Raw genomic sequence first — 14,875 nt, 5'->3', positions numbered from 1 at the left:
GGCTAGGTTGACCCGCATGACGATCGACCGCACCCCGCCGCCGTACGCCGCCGACGAGGTCACGACGCTGCGCTCGTTCCTCGACTACTTCCGCGCGACCCTGCGCCGCCAGGCCCAGGGCCTCGACGCCGCGCAGCTGGCACAGGCCCTGCCCCCGTCGACCGTGACCCTCGGCGGGCTGCTCAAGCACCTGGCCTACGTCGAGGAGTGGTGGTTCACCGAGGTGCTGCACGGCCGCCCGGCGACGGGGGTGTGGGCCGACGTCGACTGGGAGGCCGACGCCGACTGGGACTGGCACAGCGCCGCCGACGACAGCCCCGAGGAGCTGCGGGCCCTGCTGGCCGAGGAGATCGCGCGCGCCGACGCCGCGATCGACGAGGCCCTCGCCGACGGCGGCCTCGACCGGCTCGCCGCGCGTCCGCGGGGCGACGGGAGCGTCGCCAGCCTCCGGTGGATCCTGGTCCACATGATCGAGGAGTACGCCCGCCACTGCGGTCACGCCGACCTCGTCCGGGAGTCCGTTGACGGAGCGACGGACCTGTAGCGCGCCCGTCGTTCCGGCTCCGCCGGCGGCCTTCGAGCGCGCTCCACGTTGACCCGCCGGTCTAGCGTGGAGGACGTGACGGACCCGACCCAGCACCCCGCGCCCAGCACCCTCGGCCAGCTCCGGGACAGCGGGCACCAGCTCAAGACGCTCCGCCAGGAGCTGCGCGACAACCTGCTCGCCCGCCTCGCCGCCGGCGAGGGCCCGTGGCCCGGCCTCCACGGCTTCGCCGAGACCGTCATCCCGCAGGTCGAGCGTGCGCTGCTGGCCGGTCACGACATCGTGCTGCTCGGCGAGCGCGGGCAGGGCAAGACGCGGCTGCTGCGGTCGCTGGTCGGCCTCCTGGACGAGTGGACCCCGGTGATCTCCGGCTCCGAGCTGGGCGAGCACCCCTACGAGCCGATCACGGTCTCGTCGCAGCGGGCCGCGGCGACGTACGGCGACGACCTGCGCATCTCGTGGCGCCACCGCGACGAGCGGTACGCCGAGAAGCTGGCGACGCCGGACACGTCGGTCGCCGACCTCATCGGCGACGTCGACCCGATGAAGGTCGCGGAGGGACGCCACCTCGGCGACCCGGAGACCATCCACTTCGGGCTGATCCCGCGCAGCCACCGCGGCATCGTGGCCATCAACGAGCTGCCCGACCTCGCGGAGCGGATCCAGGTCGCGATGCTCAACGTGATGGAGGAGCGCGACATCCAGATCCGCGGCTACGTCCTGCGGCTGCCCCTCGACGTGCTCGTCGTGGCCAGCGCGAACCCCGAGGACTACACCAACCGGGGCCGCATCATCACCCCCCTCAAGGACCGCTTCGGCGCCGAGATCCGCACCCACTACCCGCGCGAGGTGGAGGAGGAGATCGCCGTCATCGAGCAGGAGGCCGACCTGGTCGCCGAGGTGCCGGCGTACCTGCTGGAGGTGCTCGCGCGGTTCACCCGCAACCTGCGCGACTCCCAGTCCGTCGACCAGCGCTCCGGGGTGAGCGCCCGCTTCGCCATCGCCGGCGCCGAGACCATCGCGGCGGCCGCGCTGCACCGCGCGACGACGCAGGGGGAGGACGAGGCCGTGGCCCGCGTCGTCGACCTCGAGACCGCGGTCGACGTGCTCGGCGGCAAGATCGAGTTCGAGACGGGCGAGGAGGGGCGCGAGACCGAGATCCTCACCCACCTGCTCCGCACGGCGGTGGCCGAGACGGTCCGCGCGCACCTCGCCGGCATCGACCTGCGCCTGCTCGTGGAGGCCATCGAGGCGGGCGCCATGGTCAGCACCGGCGTCCGCGTCGGTGCCCGCGACTTCCTCGCGGGGCTGCCGGTGCTCGGCGAGTCCGACCTGTACGACACGGTGTGCGACCGGCTCGGGGCCACCAACGACGGCGAGCGGGCGGCCGCGCTGGAGCTCGCGCTGGAGGGCCTCTACCTGGCCCGGAAGATCGGCAAGGACACCGACGCCGGGGAGACGGTCTATGGCTGAGGCGACGTCCGCGCCGGCGGTCACCGTCCGGCGCGGCACGGTCGACGACATCCCCGCGTTCCGCGCGCTGGGTGAGGCGGTCGTGCCGCCGACCTACGGGCCCATCGACGCGGCGTACGCCCAGCGGATGCTCGACGAGTGGTGGGTCCCGGAGGTCTTCGAGAAGTCCCTGGCCCGCAACACCCACCTCGTCGCCGAGCGCGACGGGCAGCTCGTCGCCCTCAGCAGCTTCGGCCGGCTGTCGCGGTCCTACCGCGACTTCCCCTACGTCACCGGCGACCGCGAGGTGATGTGGAAGCTCTACGTCCACCCCGAGCACCAGGGGCTCGGCATCGGCAGCCGCCTGCTGTCGGAGGTGGAGACCCTCGTCGAGGGCGACGAGCTGTGGCTCGAGGTCGTCGACGGCAACGACCACGCCTACGACTTCTACCTGGCGCACGGGTTCGAGGAGGTCCACCGGGTGGGCGACCGTGCGTGGCCCGACGACATCTGGCTCCGCAAGCGGCTGCGGGACGGCTCGCGATGAGCCGCTTCCGCAGGTACGACGGCGGCGACCCGCTCGCCCCGCCGGTCGACCTGTCCGAGGCGCTCGACGCCATCGGCCAGGACGTGATGGCGGGGTACTCGCCCGAGCGCGCCATGCGGGAGTTCCTGCGGCGTGGAGGCACCGACCAGGCGGGGCTCGACGAGCTGGGCCGCCGGGTCGCGGAGAAGCGCCGTGAGATCCTGCAGCGCCACGACCTCGACGGCACGATGCGCGAGGTCCGCGAGCTGCTCGACAAGGCCGTGCTCGCCGAACGCGGCCAGCTGGCCCGCGACATCACGATGGACGACGGCGACCGCGCGTTCCGCGAGCTGGTGCTCGACGACCTCCCCGCCTCGACCCCCGCCGCCGTGGGTGAGCTGTCATCGTACGACTGGCAGTCCCAGGAGGCGCGGGAGGCCTACGAGGAGATCAAGGACCTGCTCGGCCGCGAGCTGCTCGACCAGCGCTTCGCCGGCATGAAGCAGGCCCTCGAGGGCGCGACCGACGAGGACCGGGCGGCCGTCCAGGAGATGCTGTCGGACCTCAACGAGCTGCTCGAGAAGCACGCGCGGGGCGAGGACACCGACCAGGACTTCGCCGAATTCATGGACAAGCACGGTGACTTCTTCCCCGAGCAGCCCAAGGACATCGACGAGCTGCTCGACTCGCTCGCGCAGCGGGCGGCGGCCGCGCAGCGCATGCTGAACTCGATGACGCCCGAGCAGCGCCAGGAGCTGATGGAGCTCTCGCAGCAGGCGTTCGGCTCGCCCCAGCTGATGGAGCAGCTCGCGCGGATGGACGCCAACCTGCAGGCCCTGCGGCCCGGGGAGGACTGGTCGGGCGCCGAGGGCTTCGAGGGGGAGCAGGGCCTGGGGCTCGGTGACGGGACCGGGGCGCTGCAGGACCTCGCGCAGCTCGACGCGCTCGCCGACCAGCTCGCGCAGTCCCACCACGGCGCCCGGATGGACGACGTCGACCTCGACGCGCTGGCCCGCCAGCTGGGCCAGGACGCCGCGGTCGCCGCCAGGACGCTGCAGGAGCTCGAGCAGGCGCTGCGCGACAGCGGCTACCTCAAGCGCGGCTCCGACGGCGAGCTGCGGCTCTCGCCCAAGGCGATGCGCCAGCTCGGCAAGGCGCTGCTCCGCGACGTGGCCGACCGGATGAGCGGACGCACGGGCGCCCGCGAGACCCGGACGACCGGCCTGGCCGGCGAGCCCACCGGCTCGAGCCGGCGCTGGGAGTTCGGCGACACCGAGCCGTGGGACGTGCCCCGCACGATCACCAACGCGGTGCTGCGCTCGGGAGGCGCCACGCCGGTGCGGCTGCAGGTCGACGACATCGAGGTCACCGAGACCGAGGCCCGCACGCAGGCAGCCGTCGCGCTGCTGGTGGACACGTCGTTCTCGATGGCGATGGACGGCCGGTGGGTGCCGATGAAGCGCACGGCGCTGGCCCTGCACCAGCTCGTGCGCTCACGCTTCCGCGGCGACGACCTCCAGCTGATCGCCTTCGGCCGGCACGCCCAGGTCATGGAGATCGAGGAGCTCACCGCCCTGGACGCCCGCTGGGACAAGGGCACCAACCTCCACCACGGGCTGCTGCTGGCCAACCGGTTCTTCCGCAAGCACCCGAACGCCCAGCCGGTGCTGCTCGTCGTCACCGACGGCGAGCCGACCGCGCACCTCGAGCCCGACGGTGAGGTCTGGTTCTCCTACCCGCCGCACCCGTTGACGATCGCCCAGTCGGTGCGCGAGCTCGACGCGACGTCGCGGCTGGGCGCCCAGGTGACGTTCTTCCGCCTCGGCGACGACCCCGGGCTGGCGCGCTTCATCGACTCCATGGCCCGCCGTGTCGACGGCCGGATGGTCAGCCCGGAGCTCGACGACCTCGGTGCCGCGGTGGTGGGGTCCTACCTGGGCTCGCGGGGGCCGGCGTCGTCGTACCGCGAGCAGTTCGGCGACTGGTACGGCGGCGGCCGGGGGTTCTGGGCCTGAGGGCTGCCGGCCGGCCGGGCGGACCCCGGACCCCGGCGCGGCCTCACGACCCGTCGGCGAAGCCCGGCAGCGACTCCTCGAGGATCTGGCGGAAGGGCGCGGTCGCGCCGAGCTGGCTGAGCAGGCCGATGGCCCCGAGCCAGGTGCGGTGGATGAGGAGGTAGGACGTCGGCAGGTTGAGCTTGGTCGCGAGCGTGAACGTCTCGGACCGCGGGTCGTTGACGCGCTCGAACTGCTCGCGCATCCACTCGCGGGTGAACGTGAAGCGCTCCTGGGCGGCGGGCTCGACGAACGGCGCGAGGTACTGCAGGACCAGTGCCGGGTCGACCTCGATCCGGTCCTTGATGAACCCCTCCGCGCGCAGCCCCGCCACGAGGGACTGCTCGTCCGCGTCGAGGGCGATGCGCATCAGCCGCCCCGTCGCCGGCGGCATCCCTCCGCCCTCCAGCCGCGCCACGGCCCCGAAGTCGAGCACGCCGAGGCGGCCGAGGCCGCCGTCCGGCCCGGGCAGCACGCGGAAGTTGCCCGGGTGCGGGTCGGCGTGGAGCATGCCGGTGCGGTGCGGGCCCTCGAAGAGGAACCGCACGAGCAGCTCGCCGTAGTGGTCGCGCTCCTCCTGCGTGCCCGAGCGGACGACCTCGGCCATCGAGTGCGGGGAGTCCATCCACTCGGTCACCAGCACCTGCTCGCCGACCGAGACCACGGCGGGCACCACGATGTCGGGGTCGCCGTCGAACGCCTCGGCGAACGCCGCCTGCGCCTCCGCCTCGAGGTGGTAGTCGAGCTCGTCGGCGGCCCGGGCCTGGAGCTCGGCCACGAGGGGCTTGATGTCGAGCCCGGGGAAGGCCGGGGCGACCCCGCGGGCCAGGCGGGCGATCTGGCGCAGGTCGCCGAGCAGCGCCTCGCCGGCGCCGGGGTACTGCACCTTGACGGCGACGTCGCGCTCCTCCCCGGTGACGTGGTCGAGCCAGCGCCCGCGGTGCACCTGCCCGATCGAGGCAGCGGCGGTCGGGGCGCCGTCGAGCCAGACGAGCCGGTCCTTCCAGTCGGCGCCGAGGTTGGCCGCGAGCTGCTGCCGCACGGTCGAGGTGGGCATCGGGGGTGCGGAGTCCTGCAGGGCCGTGAGGTGCTCGCGGTAGGGGGCGGCGACCTCCTCGGGCAGCGCCGACTCCAGCACGCTCAGCACCTGGCCGAACTTCATCGCGCCGCCCTTGAGCTCGCCGAGCGTGCGGAACAGCTGCTCGGCGGTGCGCTGCTGCACCTCGGTCAGCACGGCCTCCGCCGGCTTGCCGCCCAGCCGCTTGCCCAGGCCGACCGCCTGCCGTCCGGCGTACCCCAGCGGCAGCGCCGCGAGACGGACCGTGCGGGCGGCGGCCTTGCGCGGGAGCTCGGTCATGGCCCCATTGTCCCTGCCCGCGCAACGCGGTCCCCGTCGCCACGCGTGACCTCGCACCCGCTGGCTCGTTGAGGGTGGACCACCACTCCACCTCGGGAGGAACCAGTGAAGACCAACCCCCTTCTCGCCTGCGCGGCCAGCGTGCTCGTCGCGTCGGCGACGTTCGCCGCCGGCGGCACCGCGTCCGCCACGTCCGCCGCCACGTCCGCAGCCACGTCGTCGGCCCAGCGGGCCGACCTGTCCGACTTCCTCGCCGAGCAGCTCCCCGGCCTCACCGGCAGCACGACCGTGATGGTGCACGGCACGTCGCTGGGCGCCGCCCGCGAGGCCGTCGCGGCCACCGGGATGCGCAAGACGGGCGAGTTCGCAGGCATCGGGGTGGTCGTCGCGCGAGCGACGAAGAGCCAGGTCGAGGCGGTGCGCAGCGCACCCGGCGTGACCTACGTCGAGGGCGGTGCCCAGCCGATCGAGTTCTTCCAGGAGACCTCGAACACCGCCACCCGCGGCGCCGAGGCGGCCGCCACCCTGACCGGCGCCGACGGCACGCCGCTCACCGGCAGGGGCGTCAGCGTGGCCGTGATCGACTCCGGCGTCGACCCGACGCACCCCTACTTCCGCGAGGCCGACGGCTCCAGCGCCGTCGTCGCCAACCTCAAGGCCGTGTGCGCCCCGGTCGGCGAGCTGTGCTCCGTGCAGCGCGTGCCCGGCTTCGTCGACACCGACACCCTCTCCGTCGGCGGCCATGGCACCCACGTCAGCGGCATCGTGGCAGGCCGCCCCACCACGCTCACCGACGGCGGCACCCTGCAGGGCGCGGCCCCCCGGGCCAAGATCGTCTCGATCTCGACCGGCGCCGGCATCGTGATCCTCGGGGCCGACTCCGCGCTCAACTGGGTGCTGGAGAACCACGAGGCGCCGTGCGGTCCGGGCGTCCCCGCCTCCACCTGCCCGCCCATCAAGGTCACCAACAACTCCTACGGCCCCTCCGGCGGCGGCGCCTTCGACCCCGAGTCGGCCACCGTCAAGCTGCAGCGCGCGTTGGCCGCCGAGGGCGTCGTGACCGTGTGGGCGGCCGGCAACGACGGCGGTGACGGCACGCAGAGCCTCACCAACCCGCCCGGCCAGGACCCCACCGGCGGCATCCTGTCGGTGGCGTCGTACTTCGACCAGGACACCGGCACGCGCAACGGCACCGTCTCCGAGTTCAGCTCGCGCGGCCTCAGCACCGACGCCTCGACCTGGCCCGACGTCTCCGCCCCCGGGGAGAACATCACCTCCTCGTGCCGCCTCTACCTGGCCGTCTGCGCCACCGGCCTGGACCCCCGCAACGGTCCCGGCGCGCTCGACCTGGGCACGTTCAACACGATCAGCGGCACCTCGATGGCGGCGCCGCACGTGGCGGGCATCGTCGCCCAGCTCTTCCAGGCCCGGCCCGACGCCAGCCCCGCCGACATCGAGCGGGCGCTGAAGGCCTCGGCCCACCAGTTCACCGACGGCGCCGCCTACGTGGGCGGGACGTCGTACGACAAGGGCCACGGCCTCGTCGACGTCGTCGCGGCCGTCGCAGCCCTGGGTTGAGCACCCGCTCGGCTCAGCGCTGACCCAGACCCTCCAGGGGAGGGCCATCGTGCAACAGGGGCGCGGTGGTGCGGGCGGGAGTCGCGGACTCCCGCCCGCCTCTGGTTTGCTGCCGGCATGGAGCTCGACTTCGTCGGCGAGCTGGTCGAGTGGCGCGGCCCGGCGCCCTTCTACTTCGTGCCGCTCCCGCCCGACGCCGCCGACCTCGTCGAGGAGGTCAAGGCCGACGTCGCCTACTGGGGTGTCGTGCCGGTGCGCGCCTGGATCGGCGACGCCGAGCTCACGACGGCGATGTTCCCCCGCGAGGGCACCTGGTTCCTCCCCGTGAAGTCGGCCGTCCGGCGCGCCCAGGGCCTCGGCCTCGGCGACCCGGTCGAGGTGCGGATGCAGGTCGGGCGCGACTGACCTGGTCCAGACCGGCCGGCGGGATGCAACCTGCGGCCGGGATCCGGCGTCTCCTGACTGCCCCCCGCCCGGGAGGCAGCACACGAGAACGGACAGCACCATGCGCACCACCATCCTGAGCGCCGCGGCCCTGTCGGTCGCCGCCCTCACCCTGACCCAGCTCGCCCCGGCCAGCGCCGACGCCATCGGTGTCCGCGACCCCCGGGACCTCGACCACGGCGCCGACCTCCGGTCCGTCGAGGTGCGGCACACGGCCGACAACGTCGTGGTGACCACGACGCACACCGACCTGCGCCGCTCCTTCCGCTCCGGCTCGTCCGGCGCGGTGTTCCTCGACACCGACCCCACCGACACCGGCCCGGAGTACGTCTTCGTCGGAGGCTTCTTCGTCGGCACCGACTACCAGCTGCTCGAGGTCGAGGGCTTCGGCACCGGGAAGTGGGGCGAGCCGGTCCAGGGCTCCTACCGCATGCGCGTCGACTACGACCTCGACCGGGTCCGGATGCGGATCTCGCGCGAGGCGATCGGCTCGCCGGAGGAGGTCCGCGTCGCCGTCCGGGTCGCCGGCACGCGCCCCGACGGCAGCAACACGCGGGTGGACTGGCTCCGGGAGCCTCGCGCGTTCACCGAGTGGGTCGCGCAGTAGGACCGCGCGTCAGGGTGCGGCGTCGGGTCGCGACTTCACGACCCGGACCTCCTGGGGCCAGCCGCACCCCTCCGCCACCCGGGCGGCCCACATCTTCGCCGTCTCCAGGTCGGGCACGTCGATCACGGTGATGCCGCCGAGGAACTCGGTGGTCTCGGTGTAGGGCCCGTCGGTCACGGACGTCGTGCCGCCGGTGCCGTCGACGCTGAAGGCCTGGGAGAGGTCCTCCTCGAGGCCGCCGGCGAAGACGAGCACCCCGGCGGCCTCCATGTCGTGGATGACCGCCATCGACGGCTCGACCCGGCTGAGGAACCAGTCCGGGTCGTGGTCCCCGACCCACTGCTGGTTGAAGTAGATGGCGTACTGCGTCATGTCGCTCCTCGGCTGCGGCCGCCCGGTGCGGCCTGTCACCACTGTGACGGACCGACAGGCCGGGGATCGACAACCGAGATGAACGATTCGAGGCGTGGGACGTCGGGTCGGCGCGCACCGCTGGCGGCCCGGCGTTCCTATGCTGGCCGCACGCGCGCCGCAGGACGAGCGCACCAGGACGCGAGGAGCTGGACGTGACGAGGTCGTCGAGGTGGGGCGTTGCCGCGTGGACGGTGCTGTGCGTGGTGCTGGGGGTCACCGCTCCGGCCCCGGCCGCCGCGGGGGCGCCCGGCGCGGCGCGGGGCGCGGCGCTCGGGGCGCCGGCCGCTGCAACCGCCGACGAGCCGCGCCCGGGGTCGCGCAGCTGGCGGGCGCCGAGCGGTCCCTTCTTCAACGACCCCCATCTCGCGGCGGGCCACTTCCGCATCGAGCGGAAGGTGATCGACACGATCCGGCACACCCGGAAGGGGTCGACCATCAGGATCGCCATCTACTCGCTCGATCGCATGCCCGTGGCCCAGGCGCTCGCCGCCGCCCACCGCCGCGGCGTCCGGGTGCAGATTCTGCTCAACGACCACTGGGAGACCCCGGCGATGAAGGTGATCCGCGCCGAGATCGGCAAGGACCGCCGGCGCGACAGCTTCATCTACAAGTGCCGGCAGAGCTGCCGGGGTGCGGCCAACGAGTTCAACAACCTGCACTCGAAGCTCTACCTCTTCAGCGAGGCCGGCCGGTCCGAGGACGTCATCGCGGTCGGCTCGGCCAACATGACCCGCAACGCCGCCATCCACCAGTGGAACGACCTCTACTTCACCGAGGGCGACCACGAGCTGTTCCGCCAGTTCGTGGGCCTGTTCAACGACATGCGGCGCGACTACGACACCCGGCAGGAGCCGATGCAGTTTTGCGGCACACCGCTGGGCGCGGCCTGCGACGACTCCGTCGACAAGCACACGGCGTGGGCGTTCCCCCGCGTCTCGGGCCCGAAGAACGACCTGGTGCTCGACATGCTGGACCGCGTCCAGTGCCGCACGACGGATCCCGCCACCGGCAAGGTCACCCGCACCCGCCTCGCCCTCTCGATGCACACCATGCGCGGCGACCGGGGCAACTACCTGGCCGCAGGGATCCGCAGGAAGTTCATCCAGGGCTGCGACGTGCGGGTCAGCTACGGCCTCATCGGCTACCACACCAAGGGCATCCTCGGGGCGCCCACCGCTCGCGGGCGGATCCCCCTGCGGTCCACGGGACTCGACTACAACACCGAGGACAACTTCGACCTCAACAACGACGGCCTGGACGACCTGATCCTCGACTACTACAGCCACCAGAAGTACTTCGTCGTCCGGGGCACCTACAACGGCGTGCCCGACACCGAGATGGTGCTGACCGGCTCGGTGAACTGGTCGAGCCTCAGCACCGCCAACGACGAGATCTGGTTCACCGTGCGCGGCGCGGTCGTGGCGCGGAAGTACATGGCGAACTTCAACTACCAGTGGGACCACCGACGCAACTCACGCAACGCCTACACCACGACGTACGCGAACTTCCGGGTCCCGCGGACGGTGCGAGCGCCCGACGGGACGCTGCGCACGACGTACGTGACGGTGCGGCGCCCGGTCACGACGGTGGAGCCGGACCGGTACCTGCCCGGGCCCTACTGGGAGGCCGACTGACGCACGCGTCGCCGCGACGGCCGCGCGAGGACCAGCGAGGCGCAGCCCAGGAGCAGGCCGAGCAGGAGCGGGACGGTCAGCAGCGGGACGGCCTGCGAGGTGACTGCCTGCACCACGGCGCCGGGCAGGCCCGCGTGGACGGCGTGCGGGGTGGCCCACAGGTGCATGAGCGCGTTCGCGACGTCCCACGCGTCCTGCGGCTCCCGGCTCGCGGCGTCGCTCGAGAAGGCCTGCCGCGGGACCAGCGGTCCTGCCGCGGCACGGGGAGCGAGGTCGGAGTGGGCGACCCGGCGGGCGGACGGGGCGGCGAACCGCGACCCAGCACGTCCGGGCACCGCACTCGGGTGCGCGTCGGCGTGACCGTCTCCGCGGCCCGCGCCGTGGCCGGTGCCGTGGCCGCCGACGGCGCCGGCGCCCTGGCCGGTCGCGGGACCGGTTGAGTGGTCTGCCTGCTGGCCCGCGTCGTGCCCGGACCCAGCGTCACCGCCGCTGCTCGGGGCCGCGCCGACCGGGGCCTGGGGAGCGGAGGGGGTCTGTGCGGACTCCTCGACCGGGTCAGGGGCCTTCACCGGGGGCGGCTGGACGGGCGGTGGGGGAGTCGGCTTGACGCCCGCCACCACCGGCGCCACCGCCTGCTCGACGGTGCGCACGGTCTCGCCGGCGGTCTGCTCGACCTCGCCCACCGTGGGTTGCACGACCTGCTGGACGACAGGCTCCACGACCTGCCCCACGGGCTCCGGCACGACCGGCTCGACGGTCTGCACGACGGGTTGCACGACCTGCTCGTCGACCTCGCCCAGGACGCCGCCGACGCCGTCGAGGAGCCCGTCGGCGTGGGCGGCCGGACCGCTGGCGAAGGTCAGGCAGAGGGTGGCTCCCGCGACGACGCCCGCGCGTCGCAGCGCGTGTCGTACGGCGGGTGAGTTCGGGTGGTGGTTCATGGTGACTGCCTCCAAGATGGCCGTCGCGACCGGACCGTCGCGACCGGATGGACTCGGCACAACCGGCTCGTACCCGACCAACGACCTCCGAAACAGACTGCTATGCGCCAGGACCGGTTTCGGCCCCCTCTGGCGGATAGTTACCCAACCTGTGGGAGGTTGGAGGCGGCTCGTCGGTGGTCGTGGTCGCCGCCCGCGGGTCAGCGTCCGGTCGCCGAGTCCTGCTCGCCCGGCAGCTGCCCCCCGATGGGGAGCGTCACCCGCATCACCGTCCGGCCGGGGCGGGACTCGATCGTGATGTCCCCCGAGTGGCGCTCCACCACGATCCGCCGGGAGATGTCGAGCCCCAGACCGGTGCCCTTGCCGACGTCCTTGGTCGTGTAGAACGGCTCGAACGCGCGGGCCTGCACGTCGGCCGGCATCCCGGGGCCGCTGTCCTCGATCTCCACGACGACGCCACCCAGGTCGTCGAGGCGGGTCGACAGCCGCAGGGTCCCCACTCCGTCCATGGCGTCGACGGCGTTGTCGATCACGTTCGTCCAGACCTGGTTCAGCTCGCCCGGGATGGCGCCGATCCGCGGCACCTCGCTGGAGAAGTCGCGCTCCACCGTGACGGACTTCAGCTTGTAGGCCAGCATCGCGAGGGTGCTCTCGAGCCCCTCGGTCACGTCGATGAGCTGCACCGCGGCCCGGTCGAGCTGCGAGTAGGAGCGGACGGCGCCGACGAGGGCGGAGATGCGTCCGGTGGCGTCCTTCACCTCCCCCAGCAGCGCGTCCATCGTCAGCGAGTGCCCGACCCACTCGATCGCCGCACCGGCAGCCGCGGGGCCCACGATGTCGGCGACCTCGTCGCACCACGCCGTGGTGATGCCGGACGCGGCCAGGGAGGGTGCCAGCAGCCACCCCTCCGCCACGTCGTGGTCGACCAGCCAGTCCGCCAGCTCGTCCTCGCGGTCCGCAGCCGCCAGGGGGTCGGCTCCGGGGCCGAGGGGGACGAGCGCGCGGCGCGACGCCTCGAGGCTGGCGAACTGGTCGGTCGAGATGCCGTGGGCGGCCAGGCGCGCCGTGGCCGCCACCGACGAGGCTGACGTGGTCGCCAGGGAGTCCACGGCCCGGGTCGCGGCGGCCGCGGGGTTGTTGATCTCGTGCGCGAGCCCCGCAGCCAGCGTGCCGAGGGCGACGAGCGCCTCGCGCTGCCGGGCCGTCGACTCGACGCGGCGTACCGTGTCGACGAGGCCACGGATGAAGTGCACGCCGAAGGCGAACCACTCGCTGCCCAGCCGCGCGAGCTCCGCGGCCGGCACCTCGAGCAGCCGCGTCCGCTCGCCGGCGCGACCGGTCGCGAAGCAGATGCCGTTGGGGTCCCAGGCACCGAAGCCTCCGGCCCACTGGCCGGGGGTGGTCATCTTGCCGACGGGCGACTCCTCCTTGCCCACCCGCTTGAGCAGCGTGACCGACCCCTCCAGGAGCACCCACCACCTGTCGGCCGGCTGTCCCTCGTGCCAGACGTCCTCCTGCGGCTCCGCCCACCTCTCGGTGCTGACCTCCACGAGCTCGGCGAGCTGGGCGTCGCTGAGGCTGTCGAACAGCGTCAGCTGCCGGAGCTCCTGCGGGCCCATCAGATCGTCGCCAGGTAGCGGTGGACGAGGTGGACGGCCATGGCACCCTCGCCCACGGCGGACGCGACCCGCTTCATCGAGTCCAGCCTTACGTCCCCGGCGGCGAAGACGCCGGGGACGCTGGTCTCCAGGCTGTACGGCGACCGGGGGAGCGGCCACGACCCGGCACCCGGCGCGCCGAGCATCTCGTTGCCGGTGAGCAGGAAGCCCTTGTCGTCGCGGGCGACCTTGTCGCCCACCCAGTCCGTGCGGGGGGAGGCGCCGATGAAGACGAACAGCCAGCTGGCGCTGACCTCCTCCCGATCCCCGGAGCCACGGTCGACGAGGGTGAGCCTCTCGAGGTGGCCATCGCCGGCGACGGCGCCGACCTCGGTGTGCAGGCGGACGTCGACGTTGGGGGTGTCGCGGATGCGGTCGATGAGGTAGCGCGACATGCTCGCCTCGAGGCTCGTCCCGCGGACGAGCAGCACCACGCGCTTGGCGTAGCGGGCGAAGTTGAGGACCGCCTGTCCCGCCGAGTTGGCCGCGCCCACGACGTAGACGTCCTCGCCCTCGCACTGCAGCGCCTCGTTCGCCGACGCGCCGTAGTAGACGCCCTTCAGCCCGAGCTCCTCGATGCCGGGCGCCTCGAGGCGCCGGTAGGAGACCCCGGTGGCGATCAGCACGGCGCGGGCCTCGATCGAGCCCCCGCCCTCGAGCAGGACGGCGCGCACCGGGCCGCGCTCCTCGAAGCCCGTCACGTCGCTGGCCAGGACCGTCTCGGCCCCGAAGCGCGCCGCCTGGGCGACCGCCCGGTGCGTGAGGTCCGCCCCCGACAGGCCCTTGGGGAAGCCGAGGTAGTTCTCGATCGAGGCGCTCTGTGCCGCCTGCCCGCCCGGCGCGTCACGCTCGACGACCACGGTGCTGAGGCCCTCCGACGCCGCGTAGACCGCCGCGGCGAGTCCCGCCGGGCCGGCTCCGACGATGCAGAGGTCGTAGAGCGGCTGCTCGGCGCGGGTGCGCAGCCCCAGGGCGTCGGCGAGCTCGCGGTTCGTCGGCGCCACGAGGGAGTCGCCCTCGGTGACGAGGACGACGGGCAGGTCGTCGACGGTGCGGCCCGCCAGCTCGAGCAGGCGCCGGCCCTCCTCGTCGCGCTCCACGTCCAGCCACCGGTAGGGCACGTGGTTGCGAGCCAGGAACGTCTTCACCTCGTAGCTGGCCTGGGACCAGCGGTGGCCCAGCACGCGGATCACCGAGCTCTCGGCCGGGTGCTCGGTCGCCCAGTCGTCGAGGAGGCCGTCGACCACGGGGTAGAGCTGCTCCTGGGGCGGATCCCACGGCTTGAACATGTAGTAGTCGAGCGCGATGTCGTTGATGGCCCGGATCGCGACGTCGGTGTCGGCGTACGCCGTGAGGAGCAGCAGCTTGCTCTCCGGGGAGAGCTGGCGCACCTGCGCGAGCATCTCGATCCCGGTCATCTCGGGCATCCGCTGGTCCGACACCACCAGGGCGACGGAGCGGTCGCGCAGGGCCAGCTCGTGCAGCATCTCCAGCGCGGCGGCACCGGAGCTCGCGGACATCACGCGGTAGTCGGCGCCGTAGCGTCCGCGCAGGTCCCTGACGATCGCCTGTGCGACAACGGGATCGTCGTCCACGGCGAGGATGGTCGGTTTCGTGGCCAACCTCGGCCCCCTTCGTGCGGAGCGATCGCCTGGTGGAGCAGCTC

Annotated in this window: 13 protein-coding genes; 8 read left to right on the top strand and 5 right to left on the bottom strand. The window is 73.1% G+C overall.

Features of this window, described 5'->3' with window-relative positions:
* Positions 1 to 16: 16 nt before the first annotated feature.
* From J3P32_RS04600 to J3P32_RS04585, 4 genes are all read left to right on the top strand, one after another.
* Positions 17 to 544, top strand: coding sequence for a DinB family protein (locus J3P32_RS04600; RefSeq protein ID WP_210438661.1), 528 nt, complete (start codon positions 17 to 19; stop codon positions 542 to 544).
* A gap of 75 nt (positions 545 to 619) precedes the next feature.
* Positions 620 to 2,017: a sigma 54-interacting transcriptional regulator gene (locus J3P32_RS04595; RefSeq protein ID WP_210438660.1), complete on the top strand. Its 1,398-nt coding sequence runs from the start codon at positions 620 to 622 to the stop codon at positions 2,015 to 2,017.
* Positions 2,010 to 2,543, top strand: coding sequence for a GNAT family N-acetyltransferase (locus J3P32_RS04590; protein WP_210438659.1), 534 nt, complete (start codon positions 2,010 to 2,012; stop codon positions 2,541 to 2,543). Before J3P32_RS04595 ends, J3P32_RS04590 begins: the two co-directional genes overlap by 8 nt.
* Positions 2,540 to 4,537, top strand: coding sequence for a VWA domain-containing protein (locus tag J3P32_RS04585; RefSeq protein ID WP_210438658.1), 1,998 nt, complete (start codon positions 2,540 to 2,542; stop codon positions 4,535 to 4,537). Before J3P32_RS04590 ends, J3P32_RS04585 begins: the two co-directional genes overlap by 4 nt.
* A gap of 43 nt (positions 4,538 to 4,580) precedes the next feature.
* On the opposite strand, the gene J3P32_RS04580 is transcribed toward J3P32_RS04585, so the two are convergent.
* Positions 4,581 to 5,933 (bottom strand): ABC1 kinase family protein, encoded by a 1,353-nt coding sequence (locus tag J3P32_RS04580; RefSeq protein ID WP_210438657.1) that lies wholly within the window; start codon positions 5,931 to 5,933, stop codon positions 4,581 to 4,583.
* A 105-nt stretch (positions 5,934 to 6,038) separates the two neighbouring features.
* On the opposite strand from J3P32_RS04580, the gene J3P32_RS04575 reads away from it, so the two are divergent.
* The 3 genes from J3P32_RS04575 to J3P32_RS04565 all read left to right on the top strand — a co-directional run bounded on the left by J3P32_RS04575 (position 6,039) and on the right by J3P32_RS04565 (position 8,562).
* Positions 6,039 to 7,511, top strand: coding sequence for a S8 family serine peptidase (locus J3P32_RS04575; protein WP_307861583.1), 1,473 nt, complete (start codon positions 6,039 to 6,041; stop codon positions 7,509 to 7,511).
* Positions 7,512 to 7,628: 117 nt separating this feature from the next.
* Entirely contained in the window at positions 7,629 to 7,916 is a 288-nt protein-coding gene (locus J3P32_RS04570) for a DUF1905 domain-containing protein (RefSeq protein ID WP_210438656.1), read from the top strand.
* Positions 7,917 to 8,016: 100 nt separating this feature from the next.
* Positions 8,017 to 8,562 carry a hypothetical protein gene (locus tag J3P32_RS04565; protein ID WP_210438655.1) on the top strand — a complete coding sequence of 182 codons (546 nt, stop codon included), beginning with the start codon at positions 8,017 to 8,019 and terminating at the stop codon, positions 8,560 to 8,562.
* 9 nt (positions 8,563 to 8,571) lie between these two features.
* Here J3P32_RS04565 and J3P32_RS04560 read toward each other — a convergent pair whose 3' ends face one another.
* Positions 8,572 to 8,934 (bottom strand): YciI family protein, encoded by a 363-nt coding sequence (locus J3P32_RS04560; protein WP_210438654.1) that lies wholly within the window; start codon positions 8,932 to 8,934, stop codon positions 8,572 to 8,574.
* Between the two features lie 194 nt (positions 8,935 to 9,128).
* Here J3P32_RS04560 and J3P32_RS04555 point away from each other — a divergent pair, with 194 nt between their 5' ends.
* Entirely contained in the window at positions 9,129 to 10,610 is a 1,482-nt protein-coding gene (locus J3P32_RS04555) for a phospholipase D-like domain-containing protein (protein WP_210438653.1), read from the top strand.
* Here J3P32_RS04555 and J3P32_RS04550 read toward each other — a convergent pair.
* From J3P32_RS04550 to J3P32_RS04540, 3 genes are all read right to left on the bottom strand, one after another.
* Positions 10,592 to 11,551, bottom strand: a complete 960-nt coding sequence (locus J3P32_RS04550) for a hypothetical protein (protein ID WP_210438652.1) — start codon at positions 11,549 to 11,551, stop codon at positions 10,592 to 10,594. The genes J3P32_RS04555 and J3P32_RS04550 overlap by 19 nt on opposite strands.
* Before the next feature lie 200 nt (positions 11,552 to 11,751).
* Positions 11,752 to 13,170, bottom strand: a complete 1,419-nt coding sequence (locus J3P32_RS04545) for an ATP-binding protein (protein ID WP_210438651.1) — start codon at positions 13,168 to 13,170, stop codon at positions 11,752 to 11,754.
* The gene (locus J3P32_RS04540) at positions 13,170 to 14,804 is read right to left on the bottom strand and encodes an FAD-dependent oxidoreductase (RefSeq protein ID WP_307861582.1); all 1,635 of its coding nucleotides are present in this window, start codon (positions 14,802 to 14,804) and stop codon (positions 13,170 to 13,172) included. The genes J3P32_RS04545 and J3P32_RS04540 overlap by 1 nt, the downstream gene beginning before the upstream one ends.
* Between the last annotated feature and the right edge of the window lie 71 nt (positions 14,805 to 14,875).

Source organism: Nocardioides xinjiangensis, from assembly GCF_017916385.1.
Classification (GTDB): domain Bacteria; phylum Actinomycetota; class Actinomycetes; order Propionibacteriales; family Nocardioidaceae; genus Nocardioides; species Nocardioides xinjiangensis.
Note: the sequence above shows the minus strand (reverse complement) of the source record. Positions and strands in the feature narration are given on the sequence as shown.